At 63.4% G+C, this 19,005-nt stretch carries 23 protein-coding genes; 13 read left to right on the top strand and 10 right to left on the bottom strand.

Features of this window, described 5'->3' with window-relative positions:
• Positions 1-43: 43 nt before the first annotated feature.
• Positions 44-550: a GNAT family N-acetyltransferase gene (locus tag IB265_RS21135; protein WP_057254977.1), complete on the top strand. Its 507-nt coding sequence runs from the start codon at positions 44-46 to the stop codon at positions 548-550.
• A 131-nt stretch (positions 551-681) separates the two neighbouring features.
• Here the strand turns inward: IB265_RS21135 and IB265_RS21130 are convergent, their stop codons facing one another.
• Positions 682-1,284, bottom strand: coding sequence for a hypothetical protein (locus tag IB265_RS21130; RefSeq protein ID WP_057254978.1), 603 nt, complete (start codon positions 1,282-1,284; stop codon positions 682-684).
• Between the two features lie 161 nt (positions 1,285-1,445).
• Here IB265_RS21130 and ppa point away from each other — a divergent pair, with 161 nt between their 5' ends.
• Positions 1,446-1,979 carry an inorganic diphosphatase gene (gene ppa / locus IB265_RS21125; protein WP_057254979.1) on the top strand — a complete coding sequence of 178 codons (534 nt, stop codon included), beginning with the start codon at positions 1,446-1,448 and terminating at the stop codon, positions 1,977-1,979.
• A 2-nt stretch (positions 1,980-1,981) separates the two neighbouring features.
• On the opposite strand, the gene IB265_RS21120 is transcribed toward ppa, so the two are convergent.
• Together IB265_RS21120 and IB265_RS21115 are read right to left on the bottom strand one after the other, a co-directional pair.
• Positions 1,982-2,299: a DUF167 domain-containing protein gene (locus tag IB265_RS21120; protein ID WP_057254980.1), complete on the bottom strand. Its 318-nt coding sequence runs from the start codon at positions 2,297-2,299 to the stop codon at positions 1,982-1,984.
• A 2-nt stretch (positions 2,300-2,301) separates the two neighbouring features.
• Complete coding sequence (locus IB265_RS21115) at positions 2,302-2,595, bottom strand: YggT family protein (RefSeq protein WP_093233116.1); 294 nt, start codon at positions 2,593-2,595, stop codon at positions 2,302-2,304.
• A 135-nt stretch (positions 2,596-2,730) separates the two neighbouring features.
• Between IB265_RS21115 and IB265_RS21110 the strand changes: the two genes are divergently transcribed.
• The gene (locus IB265_RS21110; protein ID WP_057254982.1) at positions 2,731-3,972 is read left to right on the top strand and encodes an MFS transporter; all 1,242 of its coding nucleotides are present in this window, start codon (positions 2,731-2,733) and stop codon (positions 3,970-3,972) included.
• A 60-nt stretch (positions 3,973-4,032) separates the two neighbouring features.
• Here IB265_RS21110 and IB265_RS21105 read toward each other — a convergent pair whose 3' ends face one another.
• From IB265_RS21105 to hemC, 6 genes are all read right to left on the bottom strand, one after another.
• On the bottom strand, positions 4,033-4,773 hold the full coding sequence (locus IB265_RS21105; protein ID WP_057254983.1) for a glutamine amidotransferase: 741 nt from the start codon (positions 4,771-4,773) through the stop codon (positions 4,033-4,035).
• A 1-nt stretch (position 4,774) separates the two neighbouring features.
• Positions 4,775-5,257 carry a TerB family tellurite resistance protein gene (locus IB265_RS21100; protein ID WP_057254984.1) on the bottom strand — a complete coding sequence of 161 codons (483 nt, stop codon included), beginning with the start codon at positions 5,255-5,257 and terminating at the stop codon, positions 4,775-4,777.
• 26 nt (positions 5,258-5,283) lie between these two features.
• A complete protein-coding gene (locus tag IB265_RS21095; RefSeq protein ID WP_057254985.1) occupies positions 5,284-6,921 on the bottom strand; it encodes a heme biosynthesis protein HemY in 1,638 nt (545 codons plus the stop codon).
• Between the two features lie 122 nt (positions 6,922-7,043).
• Positions 7,044-8,312, bottom strand: coding sequence for a mitofilin family membrane protein (locus IB265_RS21090; protein ID WP_057254986.1), 1,269 nt, complete (start codon positions 8,310-8,312; stop codon positions 7,044-7,046).
• 156 nt (positions 8,313-8,468) lie between these two features.
• Entirely contained in the window at positions 8,469-9,182 is a 714-nt protein-coding gene (locus tag IB265_RS21085) for a uroporphyrinogen-III synthase (protein WP_057254987.1), read from the bottom strand.
• Positions 9,183-9,186: 4 nt separating this feature from the next.
• Positions 9,187-10,116 (bottom strand): hydroxymethylbilane synthase, encoded by a 930-nt coding sequence (gene hemC, locus IB265_RS21080; protein WP_057254988.1) that lies wholly within the window; start codon positions 10,114-10,116, stop codon positions 9,187-9,189.
• Positions 10,117-10,190: 74 nt separating this feature from the next.
• Between hemC and tsaD the strand changes: the two genes are divergently transcribed.
• The 6 genes from tsaD to IB265_RS21050 all read left to right on the top strand — a co-directional run bounded on the left by tsaD (position 10,191) and on the right by IB265_RS21050 (position 14,304).
• Positions 10,191-11,285, top strand: coding sequence for a tRNA (adenosine(37)-N6)-threonylcarbamoyltransferase complex transferase subunit TsaD (gene tsaD, locus IB265_RS21075; protein WP_057254989.1), 1,095 nt, complete (start codon positions 10,191-10,193; stop codon positions 11,283-11,285).
• Between the two features lie 23 nt (positions 11,286-11,308).
• Entirely contained in the window at positions 11,309-12,310 is a 1,002-nt protein-coding gene (locus IB265_RS21070; protein ID WP_057254990.1) for an NAD(P)H-dependent glycerol-3-phosphate dehydrogenase, read from the top strand.
• A 78-nt stretch (positions 12,311-12,388) separates the two neighbouring features.
• Positions 12,389-12,682: a YciI-like protein gene (locus IB265_RS21065; protein ID WP_057254991.1), complete on the top strand. Its 294-nt coding sequence runs from the start codon at positions 12,389-12,391 to the stop codon at positions 12,680-12,682.
• Between the two features lie 6 nt (positions 12,683-12,688).
• Positions 12,689-13,120 (top strand): EVE domain-containing protein, encoded by a 432-nt coding sequence (locus IB265_RS21060; RefSeq protein ID WP_057254992.1) that lies wholly within the window; start codon positions 12,689-12,691, stop codon positions 13,118-13,120.
• A gap of 61 nt (positions 13,121-13,181) precedes the next feature.
• Entirely contained in the window at positions 13,182-13,847 is a 666-nt protein-coding gene (locus tag IB265_RS21055) for a methyltransferase (protein WP_057254993.1), read from the top strand.
• 49 nt (positions 13,848-13,896) lie between these two features.
• Positions 13,897-14,304, top strand: coding sequence for a DUF1761 domain-containing protein (locus IB265_RS21050; RefSeq protein ID WP_057254994.1), 408 nt, complete (start codon positions 13,897-13,899; stop codon positions 14,302-14,304).
• Positions 14,305-14,333: 29 nt separating this feature from the next.
• On the opposite strand, the gene IB265_RS21045 is transcribed toward IB265_RS21050, so the two are convergent.
• Entirely contained in the window at positions 14,334-15,167 is an 834-nt protein-coding gene (locus IB265_RS21045) for a hypothetical protein (protein ID WP_057254995.1), read from the bottom strand.
• Between the two features lie 305 nt (positions 15,168-15,472).
• On the opposite strand from IB265_RS21045, the gene sdhC reads away from it, so the two are divergent.
• Genes sdhC through IB265_RS21025 form a run of 4 tightly spaced genes read left to right on the top strand, consistent with a single transcriptional unit; the run spans position 15,473 to position 18,911 of the window.
• Positions 15,473-15,865, top strand: coding sequence for a succinate dehydrogenase, cytochrome b556 subunit (gene sdhC / locus IB265_RS21040; protein ID WP_034802580.1), 393 nt, complete (start codon positions 15,473-15,475; stop codon positions 15,863-15,865).
• An 18-nt stretch (positions 15,866-15,883) separates the two neighbouring features.
• Positions 15,884-16,264, top strand: coding sequence for a succinate dehydrogenase, hydrophobic membrane anchor protein (sdhD, locus tag IB265_RS21035; protein ID WP_057254996.1), 381 nt, complete (start codon positions 15,884-15,886; stop codon positions 16,262-16,264).
• Between the two features lie 7 nt (positions 16,265-16,271).
• Positions 16,272-18,113 carry a succinate dehydrogenase flavoprotein subunit gene (gene sdhA, locus IB265_RS21030; protein ID WP_057254997.1) on the top strand — a complete coding sequence of 614 codons (1,842 nt, stop codon included), beginning with the start codon at positions 16,272-16,274 and terminating at the stop codon, positions 18,111-18,113.
• 18 nt (positions 18,114-18,131) lie between these two features.
• A complete protein-coding gene (locus IB265_RS21025; RefSeq protein ID WP_057254998.1) occupies positions 18,132-18,911 on the top strand; it encodes a succinate dehydrogenase iron-sulfur subunit in 780 nt (259 codons plus the stop codon).
• Positions 18,912-19,005: the final 94 nt, after the last annotated feature.

The following is a 19,005-nucleotide window of genomic DNA, read 5'->3' as shown; positions in this document are numbered from 1 at the left end:
GCGGGATTCCTGTTCGCCTTGTGTGCGTTTAGAGTCGCGAGTCATGAAGACTGTTTCGATAGAGATTCGGCCCGGAGAGCCGCAGGAAGCGTCGGCAATTGCCGATGTGCACCGCGTTTCGTGGCTGCAAGCCTATGGCGGTCTCATCCCCCACCGTCCCCTGGTTCAGATGGTCAACCGCCGCGACGAGGTCTGGTGGCGCAAGGCGACGCGCGGGCCTGCCACGCTGCTCGTCGTCGACGTGGCCGGAACCATTGCCGGTTACGCCACGCTCGGCCTCAGCCGCGCCAAGGCCCTGCCGCAGGAGGGCGAGATCTACGAGATCTATCTCCGGCCGGAATATCAGGGCATCGGTCTCGGGCGCATTCTCTTCGGCGAAGCCAAGAGCCTGTTGCGTTCGCTCGGCTGCCGCGGCCTCGTCGTCTGGTGCCTCGAGGATAGCGAACACGCCTACCAGTTCTTCCAGGGCGCCGGCGGCACGGATATCGCCGAAGGCATGGAAGATTTCGGCGACAAGCACCTGAAGAAGGTCGGCTTCGCCTGGAACTAGAGCATCCCGCTCTCAAGTGGAATCACTGGAGGCGGAAAGATGCTCTAGAATCAAAGTGCTAGAGCGTCCTTTGTGCGTTCATTTGAACGCACGGCGCTCTAGGCTTTCCCGCTTCCGCTTGAGATCAGCCGCTATTCCGGCAGTTCGTTGCGCGGTGCGCTTGCCTTGTCGCCTTGCGTGCCATGGTAGACCGCCTTGTCGACGCCACAGCGGAAGGTCGGCGCCACCTCGTCGGCGATCTTGCGGGCGAGCGCGTTGGGATCGGGATTGGCGAGCGCATCGACATAGCCGGCGACGCAGCCCTTGCCGTCGTCCTTCTGGGCTACCGTGGAGACGACGAGAACCTGCCCTTCAAGCGCCGGTGCCGATGCTCCCGTCGCCGGGTCGGGGTTCTCGATGAACCAGCGCAGGATCGTCGCGACCGGGGTGCCGCCTTTGACAATGCGCCATTCCACTGTGGCGCCGGCGTGGTTGAAGGGGATGAAGGTTTCGAACGCCTCGTTGCGGTAGCGCTCGTTGAGGTGACCGAAGGAGAAGCTCTGGCGGATATCCATCTCCTTGAAATGAGCCGGATAATCGCCATGGCCCGGGCAGGTCATCAGGGAGTACCTGCCCGGCTCCTCTTTAATCGTCTTGCACTTTTCGCGGCTGACGTTGACATAGACGCTCTCATTGGCCACCGCGGGTCCGGCGGACAACAGGACCAGCGACAGGCATGCAACCTTTCCGTTCATCGTGATCTCCCTCGAACGAGATTTTGACGATCATGCGGGTCGTTCGGTGATGACAAAACGACCGGTTGAATCTGCATTTCGGACGAAAGTTATGTTGCATCGCGGCATGTTTCCCTTTATCCGACGGGGCAAACTTCTCAAACTGACCCTGGAGTAGATCCATGCGCATCGACGCGATTTCCATCGGAAAGAATCCACCAGAAGATGTCAACGTCATCGTTGAAGTTCCGGTCGGCGGCCATCCGATCAAGTACGAGATGGACAAGGAAGCCGGCACGCTGGTCGTCGACCGCTTCCTCTACACGCCGATGACCTATCCGGGTAACTACGGCTTTGTGCCGCACACGCTCTCGGACGACGGCGATCCGATCGACGTTCTGATCTGCAACACCCGCCCGCTCGTTCCGGGCTGCGTCATCAATGTCCGCCCGATCGGCGTGATGATGATGGAAGACAATTCCGGCCAGGACGAAAAGATCATCGCGGTTCCGTCGGCTCACCTGACGCAGCGCTACGACAAGGTGCACGAATACACCGACCTGCCGGAAATCACGCTCAAGCAGATCGAGCACTTCTTCGAGCACTACAAGGATCTGGAGCCCGGCAAGTGGGTGAAGATTTTTGGTTGGAAGGATGCTTCCGTCGCAAGGCAGCTGATCAAGGAAGCCGTCGAGCGCGCCAAGGGCGCCAAGTAAGTTTACTTGCCGACCAACTGTGCAAGTCGCTCTATCAAATCCTCCGGGTCGCCATCGATCCGGAGGATTTTTTTGCGCTGCGTTTCGCCTGAGATGAGGGAAAGCTTGCTCTTGGCAAGCCCGAGCTTCTTCGAAAGAAAGGCAATCAGCGCCTGGTTGGCCTTGCCTTTTTCCGGAACCGCGCTGACGCGCACTTTCAAATGTTCTTCCCCGTCGGCAGCCGCTTCCAAGCCATCAATGGCATCGCGGCCGCCGTTCGGCGTCAAGCGTACCGTCAGGCGAACGTGGTCGCCATGCGCGGTGAAGGCCGGATTGGCCATCGTCAGCCAAGCAGCGCCTGCGCGACCGTCGTGTTCAGGAAGAGCTGGATGAAATAGAGGATCACCAGCACCACCAGGGGCGACAGGTCCACGCCGCCCATGTCGGGCAGCACGCGGCGGATCGGGCGATAGAGCGGCTCCGTCAGCTGATAGAGCGAGCGGCCGATCATGTTGATCGCCTGGTTGTTCACGTTGATGACGTTGAACGCGTAGAGCCAGGAAAAGATGGCCGACGCGATGACCAGAAACCACGCGATGTTGATGATGAAGTTCAAGGTGCCGATGACAGCAAGCATGCCGGTCTCCAAATCGTTATTGACAGACATGTAGACATTGAGACCTAAACGAGCAAGTACGCCGGTTTATCGGGCGCGATCATGTTTAACATGGGACCGCACGATAACCGAGCCTCAGCAGGAGCCCCCTTCCGCATGTCCGCCGTTCATGCCTCGCATCGTTTTGCCGCCTTTCGGCATGTCGGCTATCGCCGCTATTTCTTCTCGCGCTTCCTGGCGTACTTCGCGATCCAGATCATTTCTGTCGCAGTCGGCTGGCAGATCTATGACCTTACGCGTGACCCGTTCGATCTCGGCCTGATCGGCCTCTTCCAGTTTCTGCCGTCACTGGTGCTGATCCTCGTCACTGGCGCGGCTGCGGACCGCTACAACCGGCGCATGATCATGGGGATCTGCATGGTCATCAGCACGCTCTGCGCGACGGCATTGCTGCTTCTGACGGTATCCGGATTGTTTTCACCCTGGCCGGTCTATGCGATCCTGGTCGTCTTCGGCATCGAACGCGCCTTCCTGGCGCCCGCGTCCCAGTCACTGGCGCCCAATCTCGTGCCGCCCGAAGATCTGCCCAATGCGATCGCCTGGAATTCGACGTCCTGGCAGACGGCGATGATCGTTGGCCCCGTTGCCGGCGGCTTGATCTATGCGCTCGGCGCCGTCGTTCCCTATGCCGTCGGCGTCTGCTTCTTCCTGGCATCCGCGCTCATGGTCTTTGCCATCCCGAAGCCCGCGACCCGCACGCAAGCCTCCGCCCAGAGCTGGGAGACGATCACCGCCGGTTTCCGCTACATCAAGGCCGAAAAGGTGGTTCTGGGCGCGATATCGCTCGATCTCTTCGCGGTACTGCTCGGCGGCGCGGTCGCACTGATGCCGGTCTTTGCCCGCGACATCCTCGATCTCGGTCCTTGGGGTCTCGGCCTCTTGCGCGCCGCTCCGGGTATCGGTGCCGTCAGTATGGCGGTCTGGCTCGCGGCGCATCCGATCCGCCACCGCGCCGGTTTCTACATGTTCACCGGTGTCGCGCTCTTCGGGCTCGGTACCGTTGTCTTCGGTCTTTCGGCGACGCCGTGGATCTCGATCGCCGCGCTCGTCGTCATGGGCGCTGCCGATATGATCTCGGTTTATGTGCGCGAAATCCTGATCACGCTCTGGACGCCGGACGAGCTGCGCGGCCGGGTCAACGCCGTCAACATGGTCTTCATCGGCGCGTCGAACGAACTTGGCGAGTTTCGCGCCGGCATGATGGCATCCGGCTTCGGCGCCGTCTTTGCGGTGGTCTTCGGCGGCATGGGCACGTTGCTCGTGTCAGGGCTCTGGGCGCTCGGCTTCCCGCAATTGCGCAAGATCGACACGCTCGACGTGCCCGACCACCACAAGTAGGCGGGCTGCGCGTCGTCAGGCTGCTCCTTTGAGCCAGGCAATTCCGGACGGAAAACCGCTCTACACTTTTCCTGGAATTGCTTCCGGCCGCTCATCGCGCAGGAAGATCAGTTCCAGGAAGTTTTCCATCCAGGTGCGCAGCGGTCCGTCGTGCTGCATGCGGCCGTCGAGATGCGCCTTGCCCACCTGGGCGCCCGGCATCTCGAACCGGTGCGCGCCGTGCACGACCCAGCGGTGCATCATCGCGCGTGTCAGCTCGCCGTGGAACTGAATGCCCCAGGCATTGTCGCCATAGCGGAAGGCTTGGTTGGGGTAGGTGTTACCGGTTGCGAGCAACTCGGCCCCGGCAGGCAGGTCGAAACCTTCGCGGTGGAAATGGTAGACCATGTCAGGCCAGTCCATCAGCGCCTTGCCGGCATCGGTTGCGATCAGCGGATACCAGCCGATCTCGGTCATGCCTTCGTGATGCGGCGCCACGGAGCCGCCGAGATTGCGCGCCAGCATCTGCGCGCCGAGGCAGATGCCGAGATAGGGCTTGTTCTCCTTGAGCGGCACGGACAGCCAGTCGATCTCGCGGCGGACAAACTCTTCCTCGTCATTGGCGCTCATCGGACCGCCAAAAATGATCGTGCCGCTATGATGCTCCAGGGTCGGCGGCAGGTCATCGCCAAGGGCCGGCCGGCGGATGTCGAGCCGAAAGCCCTTCTGCTCCAGAATCTGGCCGACACGGCCGGCACTCGACCGCTCCTGATGCAGGATGATCAAGACTGGTTTTCGCGCGCTTGTGTCCGGCATCGGCATTTCAGGTTTCCTGTTGCGGCTCGGCGTCCTCGACGGTGTCGCTTCTCGCTGCGGCCTCCTGCCGCTGCAACACCCGGTCGCGCCCGGAGACGGCGAGCAGATCGGCGATGCGCCAGATCACGTGGTCTTCCATTTCGCTGCGTTTGCCGTCGGCATAGACGATATCCCAGAGCATGCCGACGAGTTCGATGCGCTGTTCCTCCGAGAGGTGGCGCTTGAGCTCGGCGGTGAACTGGTAGTAATCGATCGCCTCGCTTTCGGCAGTCTTGCCCGCTTCGATCAGCGCGGCAAGCGAGGCATCGTCGAGCTTGTAGTGTTGCTTGATGACCGATCGCATCTTGCGCCGTTCGGACGCAAGGATCCGGCCGTCGGCTTCCATGACCTGGAAACAGAGGGCGATGACCGCCACGCGTGGATCGCCGTGCTCTATCCGCGTCGCCGGGCCGGTCAGGCCGTCGAGAAACGTCCGTAAGCGTTCAAACATGTATTCTGCCACAGCCCCTTGAGAGTTCAGAACAGTCGGAAACTAGCCTTTTCCGGCGCCTTCTCGCCGGTAGCTGGATCGCGCACGCCGGGATCATCCGGCGGACGGCCGAAGAAGGGATCAGGCATGTGCTCGCCGTTGGTAACCTCTTCCTTCTCCGTCTTCTTGACCGGAGTCTTGTCGGCGATCGGCTCGGACGGTTTGCGCTCCGTGACCTTGATCGGTTGCGGTTCCCGTTCGGCCTCGAGGATGACGGGCGCTTCGCTGCGGCGGGCTACGGGGGCCGGTTCATGCGCACGCGGCTCCGCGGCCACCGGCGGCAGACTGCGGATCGCTTCGTCGGCATTCGATTGGTCGTGGTCGACGGTCGCCGAAAGCGTATGCGGCGGCGCTTTCCATTCGAACGCATCGAGCCGTCCGCTGACGGGCGAGACCGGCAGCCAGGTCGGCGACGTCACGCCGTCGGCAGTCCAGGCCGGATCCCGTGGGCTGCGCAGGGCCTGCGCCATCCAGTGGCGGATGCGGCCCTCGTCGCCGGTGTCGGCTTCTTCTATGTCAGCGAGCAACAGGAAGACGCTCTCGGTCGGATCGAGCCTGGCGGCGGCTTCCGCCTTGGTGCGGGCCAGAAGCAGTTCGCGCGCTTCGAGCGCGGCCTCGGCGACAGCTGCCATCGCCACGGCATTGTTGGGCCTGAGGGCTTCAAGCTTGCGCGCCCGCTTCAGACGGTCGACGGCGGTGTCGCCACCGCGGGCACGCACGTAAAGCCGCGCCACGTCCGGGTGAGGCTCGTGCTTCCAGTTTTTCTCCAGGATCGAGGTCCCCTTGCGCAGGTTGTCCTCGCGAAACAGCGCCTTGGCGGCCGTCAGCGCCGCCGGCACCAGATGTTCGTCGAGCTTCAGTGCGGCAAGCGCATCGTCGCGGGCACCCTTCACGTCGCCGTCGAGCTTTGTGATCGCCCGGGCGGTCAAGAGCACCGCCCTCTTACGGTCGGCCTCCTTGCGTTCGACCACATGGGCGGCGCGGCTCTTGTCGAGAAGACGCAGAGCATCGTCCCACTGTCCGGCCTGGCTCTGGCTGTCGAGCGTCGCGAGAGCCGCCCAGGGCAGATGCGGTGCTTTCTCGGCGGCGCGTTCGGCATATTGCCGGGCGGCCTCGTGGGCACCGAGGCGCTTGGCTTCGAGGTAGAGGCCGCGAAGCCCGAGTTCGCGGGTCTCCGGATCGTCGGCCATCAGCTCGAACTTGCGGCGCGCGTCATCGTACTTGCCTTCGATGAGGGCGGTTTGCGCTTCGAGCAGGTGGATCAGCGGCTCCTGGTCGGCGCTGATCAATCCGCGGGTGCGGGCGGTCATCTTGCGGGCAAGATTGGCATCGCCCGCGCCGGCAGCGATCAGGCCGGTCGAAAGCGCCTGGTAGCCACGGTCGCGCTTGCGGGCGCGGAAATAACGGGTGACGGTGTGAGGCGAGAGCCAGATGGTGCGTACCAGCCAGACGGCGATCAGCACGGCTGCGATCAGCGAGATCAGGAGCGATGCGGCGCGCATCAGGCTCATCTCGATGAGCTGACCTTGCCAGACGAGCGAAAGTTCACCCGGTCGGTCCGCGAGCCACGCGAAGCCGAGGCCGAGACCAAGCACGATCAGGATGAAAATCAGAATGCGGATCATATCTGGTTCCCTCAGATCACGATGATTTTGGGTCGCCGACCCAAAGTCATAAACGTGATCGTTTTCCATAAGTTAGAGCGGGATGCGGGCGGAAAACCGCATACACTTTTCCTCATCCCGCTCTAGCCCTCTGTGCCCGGCTTTGCCATCGTCGCGGCGACGGCGGCATCGATCGCGGCTTCGACACGCAGACGCTGGTCGAGCTTGGCCTTGAAGGCCTCGCCCGCCGGTTTGGCGGCATCCGGCAGGCCATCCCACTCCAGGGCAGCGCCCTTGAGATCGCCATTGTTCAGCTTGTCCTCGATGCGGGCAATGACGGCTTCGGGCGTTTCACCCTCGACGCTGCCGACAGGGCGTACGCGAATGCCGGACATGGCGCTGGACACCAGCCGGTCGAAGATGCCCTCGTTCGGATCGGGTTGATTGAGGGCGTCGAGCATGGCGTCGGCCGTCTTCGGGAACTCGCGCCGCAGATCGGAGCGGGTCGGCACGCCGACCTGAGCGTCCTGGGCCAGAGCGGCGACGGCCTGTTCGTCCGGTGCGATGCTGCGCAGCGCGTCGAGTTCGGCGAGGAAGGGGCCGCCGCGATCGATTGCCGACTTCAGCGCGGTGACCGCGACCGCCTTGGCCATCTGGATGTCGTTGACCGGCTCGTTGAGCTTCTGCTCGGCGGATTCGATGCGGCTCGTCAGTTCCGCCTTCTCCGTTGTCGCCGTCTGTTGGGCGTCGGCGAGTGTCGTCTTCAGCCCTGCTAGTTCCTTGGTAAGGTTGTCGATCTCCGCCTTCAGCGTTTCGACCTCGGCACTCGGCGCGCCGTTCGTGCCCGGTTGGGCGGCTGATTGTTCGAGGGCGGCGATGCGGCCTTCGAGCGCCGTGTTGTCGACGACTGCGGCGGTCGTGGGCAGTGCTGCGACCTGATCGCGCAGTGCCTGCAGTTCGCTGGAGATGTTCTGCTCGACGCCACGCTCAGGGCCAAGTCCGGGGACGATGCCGGCATATTGCAGGCCGCCAAAGCCTAGCAGCGTCACAAGGCCACCGAGGATACCGGCGGCGAGCGCGCCGGAGTTCGACACCGGTTTCTGTCGAGGGGCCGGTTCCGTCTCCTGTGCCGCGTGCGGCGGTTCTTCGGCGAAGACGGCTGCGGCCGCGTCGGCACGCTGCTCCTCGATCTCTTCTTCCAGGCGCGATCCAGCGGCGCTGTCGTCGCTGCTGTCTGTTGCCGTCTCATCCGCCTTGGCGTCGCTTGCCGGGCTTTCGCTTGCCACGTCCGTCACCGTCTCGCGGGTTGTTTCGGCCTCAGTCGGTTCCGCAACGGTTTTTTCCGCTTCGAGGTCGATCGTCAGCGGTTCCTTCTCGGACTTCGAGCGGCGCGGCGGGTTTTCCGATACCATGGTGACCTCTTACCGTTGGTTCCTGTCGGCTCTTCTCTCAAACCTAGTCAGCCCGAACGGTGAGGGAAAGCCCCTGCGTTTCGATTTTGGCTGAATCGGCCCTGGAGTGACGTGGAATGCGGGCGGAAAACCGCCAACATTTTTCTTCATCCCATTTTAGATCAAACTAAAAAGGTTTTCTTCGTCGGGCTTAGCGGCGATCTGCGCCATGACGTTGCTTGGCAGCGCCTCGGCGACGGCAGCGCTCAGGCAGAGATAGCGCGGGCTGAAGGACGCAGCGTCCAGACTGGCCTCCAGCAGCAATGCCGCCAGGCGTCGAGCCGTCTCCCGGGAATAGAGCAGAACGGCGTCGGGCCGGTCGGTTCGCGCGAGATCTTTCAGCGCACCGGGCGGCTGCACGGTCGGTTCCATGCGATAGCATTCGACCGTCCTATACTCGACGCCATGTTGCCGGAGCGTGCTTTCGAGGCCGTCGGAGCGCGGAGAGCCGGTCAGGTAGAGCAGCGGCTGTTTCGGCAAAGTGCCGACCGCCGAAACAATCAGCCCGGCCAGCGCTTCGCCGGTGCCATCGCCGATGCGGAGATCGGTGAAGCCAAGTTCTCGTGCTGCCCGCGCAGTCGCCTCGCCGACGCAGAAGCACGGGGTTTTCAGATGCTTTTCCAATTTGCCGCCCAGTGTCGCGAGGACCCGAACCGCTTCGGCGCTGGTCAAGACAATGGCTTCAAACGGTATGTCTAGCGCTGCTTCGGCAACGGCGGTCAGATGCATGGCCCGCATCAATGGCAGGAGGATCGGCTGGTGGCCCGCAGCCTCCAGCCGACGCGCCGTCGCCTCGGCGGCGGGAAGCGGCCGGGTGACGAGCACGCGCATCGGCTCAGGTCCAGCTTGCAAAGAAGCCCGGGCCGGCCTTGGCGCGGATTTCCTCGCCGGCCTTCTTGCCGAGCGCTTCGGCGTCGGTGGCCCTGCCTTCGATCGTGACGCGATGATGGGTCTGGCCGTCGGGCGTGAGGATCATGCCGGAAAAACGGAGATGGGTGCCATCCGAGGTGGCGAGGCCGGCGATCGGCGTGCGGCAGGAGCCGTCAAGCGTCGCAAGGAAACCGCGCTCGCAGGTAACGGCCTCGTGGGTGTGCTGGTCGTCGATGGCCGCGAGCAGATCGTTGATGCGGCTGTCGCCGATCCGGCTTTCGATGCAGATCGCGCCTTGCGCCGGGGCCGGGGGGAAATCCGTCGGGTCGAGCAGTTCGGTCGGAACGTCGGTCATGCCGAGCCGCTTCAGGCCGGCATAGGCGAGCAGCGTCGCATCCACCTGGCCCTCGGCGAGCTTCCTTAGCCGCGTTTCCACCTGGCCGCGATAGGTGATGACGTTGATATCCGGGCGCAGCCGGCGGATCAGCGCCTGGCGGCGCAGCGACGAGGAACCGACAGTGGCGCCTTCAGGCAGTTCCATCAGTTTCGGTGCCGTGCGGCCGATGAAGGCGTCGCGAATGTCCTCGCGCGGCAGGAAGGCGGAAAGACAGAGCCCGTCCGGCAGCTTCGTCGGCATGTCCTTGGACGAATGCACGGCGAAATCGAGTTCGCCCGACAGCAATTGCTGCTCGATCTCCTCGGTGAACAGGCCCTTGCCGCCGATCTCGGCGAGCGAGCGGTCGGTGATCCGGTCGCCCTTGGTCGAGAGAATGACGACCTCGAACATTTCCGGCGCCAGACCATGCGCCGCTGCGAGGCGATCGCGCGTTTCATGGGCTTGTGCGAGCGCCAGCGGACTGCCGCGCGTGCCGATCCGGAAAGGTTTTGTTTGCATCAAAGGCTATCCATTGTTACCGGAGTTCCGTGTACCCACCTTTCGGTGCGACCGCAATCTTTGAGTATACTCTGATGTCTCCGCCCCTGCGCATCCTCGGCATAGAAACAAGCTGCGACGAAACCGCCGCTTCCGTTATTTTGCGCGATTCCGACGGCAAGGGTCACATTCTCGGCGACGTCGTTCTGAGCCAGCTGGAAGAGCATAGCGCCTATGGCGGCGTGGTTCCGGAGATCGCCGCGCGCGCCCATGTGGAAGCGCTCGACACGCTGATCGAGGAGGCGCTGCTGCGCGCCGGCGTCACGCTTGCCGACATCGATGCGATCGCTGCGACAAGTGGTCCCGGTCTGATTGGCGGCCTGATCGTCGGGCTGATGACCGGCAAGGCGATCGCGCGCGCGACAGGCAAGCCGCTCTACGCCGTCAACCATCTCGAAGGCCACGCGCTGACGGCGCGGCTGACGGACGGACTTTCCTTTCCCTATCTGATGTTGCTCGTCTCCGGCGGCCATACGCAGCTTATCCTCGTCAAGGGCGTCGGCGAATACGAGCGCTGGGGCACGACGATCGACGATGCGCTTGGCGAGGCCTTCGACAAGACGGCGAAACTGCTCGGTCTTGCCTATCCGGGTGGTCCGGCGGTCGAGCGTGCGGCGCTCGCCGGCAATCCCCAGCGTTTCGATTTTCCGCGCCCGCTCGTCGGTGACGCCCGGCTCGATTTCTCCTTCTCGGGACTGAAAACGGCGGTGCGCCAGGCGGCGCAATCGCTGGAGCCGGTGACGGAGCAGGACATCGCCGATATCTGCGCTTCCTTCCAGCGGGCGATCTCGCGCACGCTCAAGGATCGCGTCGGGCGCGGGCTGAAGCGCTTCAAGGCGGAGCATGCCGGCGTGGTGCGCCCGGCCCTGGTGGTCGCCGGCGGCGTTGCTGCTAACCAGGTGCTGCGTTCGACGCTGCAGAGCTTGTGCGCGCAATCCGGTTTCGACTTTATTGCGCCGCCGCTTTCGCTCTGCACTGACAATGCGGCGATGATCGCCTGGGCCGGTGCGGAGCGCCTGGCGGCGGGCATGGTGGCCGATGGCCTCGACGTTGCGCCGCGCTCGCGCTGGCCGCTCGACGCCCAAGCGCAGGCACTGCTCGGCTCCGGCAAACGCGGCGCCAAGGCATGATGCCAGAATGTGACGGATAAAGAATGAGCGAAACCTCCAAGATCGGGCCGAAAATCGTCGTGGTTGGCGCTGGCGCCTTTGGCACTGCCTTGGCTGCGGTTGCGGCCTCGGCGGCAGGCAGCGACGTGACGTTGCTCGCCCGTCGGCAGGAGATTGCTGAAGCGTGCGGCAATACCGGCCGCAACGAGGATGCCCTGCCGGGCATCGATCTGCCGCCGGCGCTGAAACATACGGCGGATGTCTCCGTTCTCGCCGAAGCCGAAGTCGTGCTGTTCGCCATGCCGTCCCAGGCGCACCGTGATGCGGCGCGGCAATATGGCCCGCAGATCAATGCAGCCGCTACGATCGTCACCTGTGCCAAGGGCATGGAGCAAGCGACCGGCCGGTTGCTGACCGACGTTCTGGCGGAGGAATTGCCCGGTCGTTCGATCGGCGTGCTCTCGGGTCCCGGTTTCGCCGCAGATATCGCCAAGGGCCTGCCGACTGCGATGGTAATCGCTGCCGCCGATGCTCAAACGGCGACGATGCTGGCAGAGGTGCTTTCAGGCCCGACCTTCCGGCTCTACCCGTCGCAGGATCGCATCGGGGTGCAGCTCGGCGGCGCGCTCAAGAACGTGCTGGCGATTGCCTGCGGCATCGTCGAGGGTGCGGGTCTCGGCGATTCCGCCCGCGCAGCGCTGATCTCGCGCGGCCTTGCCGAGATGTCGCGCTTCATCGCCGCCGAGGGTGGCGAAGCCGACACGGTGCGCGGCCTCTCCGGTCTCGGCGATCTCGTGCTGACGGCCACCAGCCACCAGTCGCGCAATCTGCGCTTCGGCATCGCGCTCGGCCAGAACGGCCGCGCCGATGGGGGCAAGGGCGAGCTGGTCGAAGGCGCCTTTGCCGCGTCGGTCGCCGCGCGCGTCGCCCATGATCTCGGTGTCGAGATGCCGATCACCGAAGCGGTGGCGGCGATCATCGACGGCAAGCTCGATGTCCGCACCGCACTCGAACAATTGATGACACGCCCGATCACCCAGGAATAATCCGGCAGTGGGATGCGGAAAAGTGTAAAGCGGTTTTCCGCTCGCATCCCGCGCCAAACGACAACTTCAGGAGGAAGCATGCTCTTCGCACTTCATTGCACCGACAAACCCGGCGCGCTGCAGCTTCGGCTCGATACCCGCCCCGATCATGTCGCCTATCTCAATGATCTCAATGCCAAGGGCATTCTGAAGATGGCGGGCCCGTTCCTGGGTGACGACGGCAAGCCGACCGGCAGCCTGGTGATCGTCAAGGCCGAGACCATCGCGGAAGCCCGCGCCATTGCCGAAGCGGATCCCTATGCCAAGGCGGGCCTCTTCTCCAATGTCGAGATCAAGGCCTTCAACTGGGTCTTCAACAATCCGGAGGCCTGAGACGCGATGGCGCATTGGCTCTACAAATCCGAACCGGTCAAGTGGTCCTGGCAGATGCAGAAGGATGCGGGCGCCAAGGGCACCGAATGGACCGGCGTGCGCAACTATCTGGCGCGCAACAACATGCGGGCGATGCAGATCGGCGACAAAGGCTTCTTCTACCACTCGAACGAGGGTCTGGAGATCGTCGGCATTACCGAGGTCTGCGCGCTGTCGCATCCGGATTCGACCGCCGAGGGTGACGCCCGCTGGGATTGCGTCGATATCCGCGCCGTGGCCGACATGCCGCGTCCGGTGACATTGAAAGAGATCAAGGACAATCCGAAGCTCGCCAAGATGTCGCTCGTCACCTCCATGCGCCTGTCGGTGCAGCCGGTGACCGAGGACGAATGGATTGAGGTCTGCCGCATGGGCGGGCTCGACAATCCTCCGCGGTAATCTTGTTTTTCCGCCTATCCGGAAACCGCTTTCGCCTTTCGGATAGGCTCGGAGAGTTTTCGTGAAGACCGATCCGGAAAGTTTCATCCTCGCCAATACCGGCGTGCTTTCGCCGCCTCACGTGCCGGAGGTGCGCCTGCATCTGGCAACAGAGGCGCATGAACTCTGGCTGAAGACCGAGGAGGAATTGCAGGAAATCGGCCTGCCGCCGCCGTTCTGGGCCTTTGCCTGGGCCGGCGGGCAGGGGCTTGCCCGCTACATCCTTGATCATCCCGAAACGGTGCGCGGCAGGCAGGTCGTCGACTTCGCCTCCGGTTCGGGCCTGGTGGCAATCGCCGCGATGAAGGCGGGGGCGGCTTCGGTTCTTGCCGCCGATATTGATCCCTGGGCGAAAACGGCCGTCCGTCTCAATGCCGAACTCAACGGCGTCGCCCTTTCCTATACGGACGAGGACGTGACCGGTCGCGAACTTGGCGCCGATGTCTACCTCGCCGGCGACGTCTTCTACGACAAGGCTTTTGCCGACCGGCTGAAACCGTGGTTTTCGGATCTGACGGCGAAAGGGGCGACAGTGATCGTCGGCGACCCCGGCCGTTCCTATTGCCCGCGCGAGATGATGACGGCCCTTGCCACCTACGAGGTTCCCGTGACCCGCGCGCTGGAGGACAGCGAGGTCAAGTGCACGACGGTCTGGCGCTTCGGGGGCACTGCGAACACGGACAGTTGACAGCCCAAAGGCCTTCGATTCCAATCCCCGCAAAAACGGGGGAACGAACATGGTATTTGCGGGCATGAACTATCTGGCGGTGCTGATCGCCGCCATTGCGGCCTTCGTCATCGGCGCGATCTACTACGGCGTTCTCGGCAAACCCTGGATGAAGGCGGCGCGCATCGATCCCGCGGCTGCGCAAATGTCGCCGGTTCTCTTTGCCATTTCCTTCGTCTCGGAACTGGTGATGGCGACCATGGTCGCCGGCGTCGTCGGCCACCTCGGGCCGGGCGAGGTCACGCTCGTCAATGGCGTCGTCTCGGCCTTCTTCCTCTGGCTCGGCTTCGTCGCGACGACGCTCATCGTCAACCATCGCTACCAGGGCTTCGGTTGGGACCTGTCGCTGATCGACGGCGGACACTGGCTGCTGGTGCTTCTGGCAATGGGCACGATCATCGGCGCCATGGGTGTGTGATGGCGCTGAGCCGGCTGGCAGGGCCGTGACTAACGCCGGATCACGCAGACGCCGTGTTCATAGGCGCAGGAGCCGTTCATCGTCTGCGGCGTGACATTGATGATCTTGCCGCGTCTGGTCTGCGGCGGCGATTCGGACTGCCCGTCGTCGGCATAGCCATAGTCGCCTTCCTGGTTGAAATAGATGCCGTTGCCGAGATCCACATAGGCGGAAATGCCGCCGACATAGGTGCCGATGCCCGGGATGGTGTCTGGATATTCATCGCCGCCATAGTAGCCCTGGCGATAGTCGCGGCGCTGGCCACCGGACGTCCAGATCTCGCGGCCGGCCCTGTCGCGAACCCATCCGCCGCCGCTTCCCCAGTGCTCGGCATAGCGGCCGGGATATGGGCGATACTGCGGGAGGCGAACATGCCGCGTGCGTGTCTCGACTTCCGGCAGTCCATTGGCGATGCGTGGTCGACCATCGTGGCGACGGCCTCCGGACGTCCAGATGTCGTTGCCTGCCCTGTCACGAACCCATCCGCCGCGATGCTCCCAGCGCCCGGTGTAGGGGCCGGGATAGGGGCGATATCGGGGAAGGCGAACGTGCCGGGTGCGGGTGTTCACGTCCGGCAACCCATCGTTGGCCATCCAGTCGCGACGGTGCATGCGATTGCGGTTCCAGCCGTTGCGGTAGCCCATGCCGCCAAACTCGTAGCGCGGACCGGGGCGACCTTGATACATGCGGACATGGTTGGTTCGTGTCTGAACGCCGCGTGCTCCGCCCCAGTCGCGGGCCTCCAAGGGGATGCAGGTGGTGACGATGACCAGGCCGGCGAGCGCTAGCACTTTGGTCGCATGGATTGCCTTGAACAGAGTCATTCTGTTCGCCCTCCGGAGGACACTTAACAATTGGTTAAGATCACTCTCGCCCACTTTCGCGGGAAAGTCACGGAATTGCTTGGCTTTTTGCGGCTATCGTTAACGGATGCCCATGTCTCCGGCAGGCTGGAAAATGGCGCAATTCGTCTAATCGATTAAATTGATTTTGCACCGCAAACACACTTGTCGTTAAGCATTATGGTGATTAAAGGTCCGAATGACTGAATTGCGCACAATCAGGTGCGATACCGGACTAAATTCGTCCAGTTTTTTGGGCGAAAATCCGGGCATTCCGTGAGGTTCCGATGACGAATGTCACAAGAAGCCGGCCACTCTCGCCGCATCTTCAAATCTATAAGCCGATCCCGACGATGGTCATGTCCATTGTGCACCGCATCACCGGCGGCGCGCTCTACTTCGGCACCATCCTCGTTGCCTGGTGGCTGATCGCCGCCGCGTCGGGTGCGGCCTACTACGACTGGGTCAGCTGGCTGTTCGGCACGCTGATCGGCAAGCTGGTGCTCTTCGGCTATACCTGGGCGTTGGTGCACCACATGCTCGGAGGCTTGCGCCACTTTGCCTGGGATCTCGGCTACGGTTACGAGAAGCACTTCGCCACCAAGATGGCCAAGGCGACGATCATCGGTTCGGTGGCTCTGACGCTGCTGATCTGGGTTGTCGGCTATCTCGTCCGCTAACTGAGAGGAAAGACACCCATGGATATGCGCACACCTCTCGGCAAGGTCCGCGGCCTCGGTTCGGCCAAGGAAGGCACCGATCACTTCTGGCGCCAGCGCCTGACGGCGGTCGCCAACGTTCCGCTGTTGATCTTCTTCGTCATCTTCCTCGTTCGCTACGCCGGTGCGCCCCACGCGGACGTCGTCGCCGCGCTTGCGAACCCCTTCGTCGCCGTCGTCATGGCTCTTGTCGTGCTCTCGGGCCTCATCCACATGCGGCTCGGCATGCAGGTGATCATCGAAGACTACGTGCATGGCGAAGGCACGAAGATCGTCCTTCTCATGCTCAATACATTTTTCACGATCGCGGTTGGTGGGCTCTGTCTCTTCGCCATCCTGAAGATCGCTTTTGCAGGGTAATTTCGCCATGGCATCGAACAGTTCACCCGCTGCAAACGGCAAGGCCTATGAATATGTCGATCACGCCTTCGACGTCGTCGTCGTCGGCGCCGGCGGCGCCGGTCTGCGTGCCACCCTCGGCATGGCAGAGCAGGGTCTGAAGACCGCCTGCATCACCAAGGTCTTCCCGACCCGCTCGCACACGGTTGCCGCCCAGGGCGGCATCGCTGCCTCGCTGCAGAACATGACGCCGGACAGCTGGCAGTGGCACCTCTACGACACCGTCAAGGGTTCCGATTGGCTCGGCGACGTCGACGCCATGCAGTATCTCGCCATGGAAGCGCCGAAGGCGGTCTATGAGCTCGAGCACTACGGCGTGCCTTTCTCGCGCAATGCCGAAGGCAAGATCTACCAGCGGCCCTTCGGCGGCCACATGCAGAACTACGGCGAAGGCCCGCCGGTTCAGCGCACCTGTGCTGCTGCCGACCGTACCGGCCACGCGATCCTGCACACGCTCTATGGCCAGTCGCTCAAGAACAATGCCGAGTTCTTCATCGAGTATTTCGCGCTCGACCTGATCATGTCGGATGACGGCCGCTGCACCGGCGTCGTCGCCTGGAACCTCGACGACGGTACGATCCATCGCTTTTCCGCCAAGATGGTGGTGCTGGCGACCGGCGGCTACGGCCGCGCCTATTTCTCGGCGACCTCTGCGCACACCTGCACCGGTGACGGCGGTGGTATGATCGCGCGCGCCGGCCTGCCGCTGCAGGACATGGAATTCGTCCAGTTCCACCCGACCGGCATCTACGGCGCGGGCTGCCTGATCACCGAAGGCGCACGCGGCGAAGGCGGTTACCTCGTCAACTCCGAAGGCGAGCGCTTCATGGAGCGCTACGCGCCCTCGGCCAAGGACCTTGCCTCGCGTGACGTCGTATCGCGCTGCATGACGATGGAAATCCGCGAAGGCCGCGGCGTCGGCAAGAACAAGGACCACATCTTCCTGCACCTCGACCACCTGGATCCGGCGGTCCTGCACGAGCGCCTGCCGGGCATCTCGGAATCGGCGAAGATCTTTGCCGGCGTCGATGTGACGCGCGAGCCGATCCCGGTTCTGCCGACGGTGCACTACAACATGGGCGGCGTGCCGACCAACTACTGGGGCGAAGTCCTGAACGCCGATGCCCAAAACCCGGAGCGCATCGCGCCCGGCCTGATGGCCGTCGGCGAAGCCGGCTGCGCCTCGGTGCACGGTGCCAACCGTCTCGGTTCCAACTCGCTGATCGACCTCGTGGTCTTCGGCCGCGCCGCTGCCATCCGCGCCGGCCAGGTGATCGACCGCAACGAGGCGGTGCCGGAGCTCAACAAGGCCGCCTGCGACCGGATCATGGACCGCTTCGACCGTCTGCGTAACGCCAATGGCAGCACGCCGACGGCGGTGCTGCGCGAAAAGATGCAGCGCGCCATGCAGGAAGACGCGGCCGTGTTCCGCACCCAGGAATCGCTGGAATCGGGCTGCAAGCGCATCTCGGCGATCTGGAAGGAGCTGCCTGATATCAAGGTCACCGACCGCTCGATGATCTGGAACTCCGACCTCGTCGAGACGCTGGAACTCGAAAACCTCATGGCCAACGCCATCACGACGATCTACGGCGCCGAAGCGCGCAAGGAGAGCCGTGGGTCGCACGCCCGCGAGGACTTCACCGAAGGCGCTCTCGGCGGCCGCGACGACGTCAACTGGCGCAAGCACACGCTTGCCTGGGTCAACGAAGCCGGCGACGTCAAGCTCGACTACCGCCCCGTTCATACCGACCTGATTGCCGACGGCATCGATCCCAAGAAGATCGAGCCGAAGGCGCGCGTCTACTGATCTTGAGGAATAAGCCACATGGTTGAACTCGCTCTCCCCAAGAACTCGCAGATGACGGAAGGCAAGGTCTGGCCGAAGCCGCAGGGCGCGACCAACGTTCGCGAATACCGCATCTACCGCTGGAACCCGGATGACGGCGCCAATCCGCGCATCGACACCTTCTACATTGATGTCGACGATTGCGGCCCGATGGTGCTCGACGGTCTGCTCTACATCAAGAACAAGATCGACCCGACGCTGACGCTGCGCCGCTCCTGCCGCGAAGGCATCTGCGGCTCCTGCGCCATGAACATCGACGGCACCAACACGCTCGCCTGCACCAAGGGCATGGACGAGGTGAAGGGCACGGTGAAGGTTTATCCGCTGCCGCACATGCCTGTCGTCAAGGACCTTGTGCCGGACCTCACCAACTTCTACGCCCAGCACCGCTCGATCGAGCCCTGGCTGAAGACGGTGTCGCCGACGCCGGCCAAGGAATGGAAGCAGAGCCACGAGGACCGCCTGAAACTCGACGGCCTCTACGAGTGCATTCTGTGCGCCTGCTGCTCGACCTCCTGTCCGAGCTATTGGTGGAACGGCGACCGCTACCTCGGTCCGGCCGTGCTGCTGCAGGCCTATCGCTGGCTGATCGACAGCCGCGACGAAGCGACCGGCGAGCGTCTCGACAATCTCGAGGACCCCTTCCGCCTCTACCGCTGCCACACGATCATGAACTGCGCCCAGGCCTGTCCGAAGGGCCTGAACCCGGCGAAGGCGATCGGCGAAATCAAGAAGATGCTGGTCGAGCGCCGCGTCTGACCGGCCGGATTGGAAACGAAGTTCAGGAGACGGCGAGCCTTGGCTCGCCGTTTTCTTTTTGATGTCATCGGTGAAACGGCGATCGACAATTCGT

The organism is Ensifer sp. ENS10 (assembly GCF_014852025.1).
Classification (GTDB): Bacteria; Pseudomonadota; Alphaproteobacteria; order Rhizobiales; family Rhizobiaceae; genus Ensifer.
Note: the sequence above shows the minus strand (reverse complement) of the source record. Positions and strands in the feature narration are given on the sequence as shown.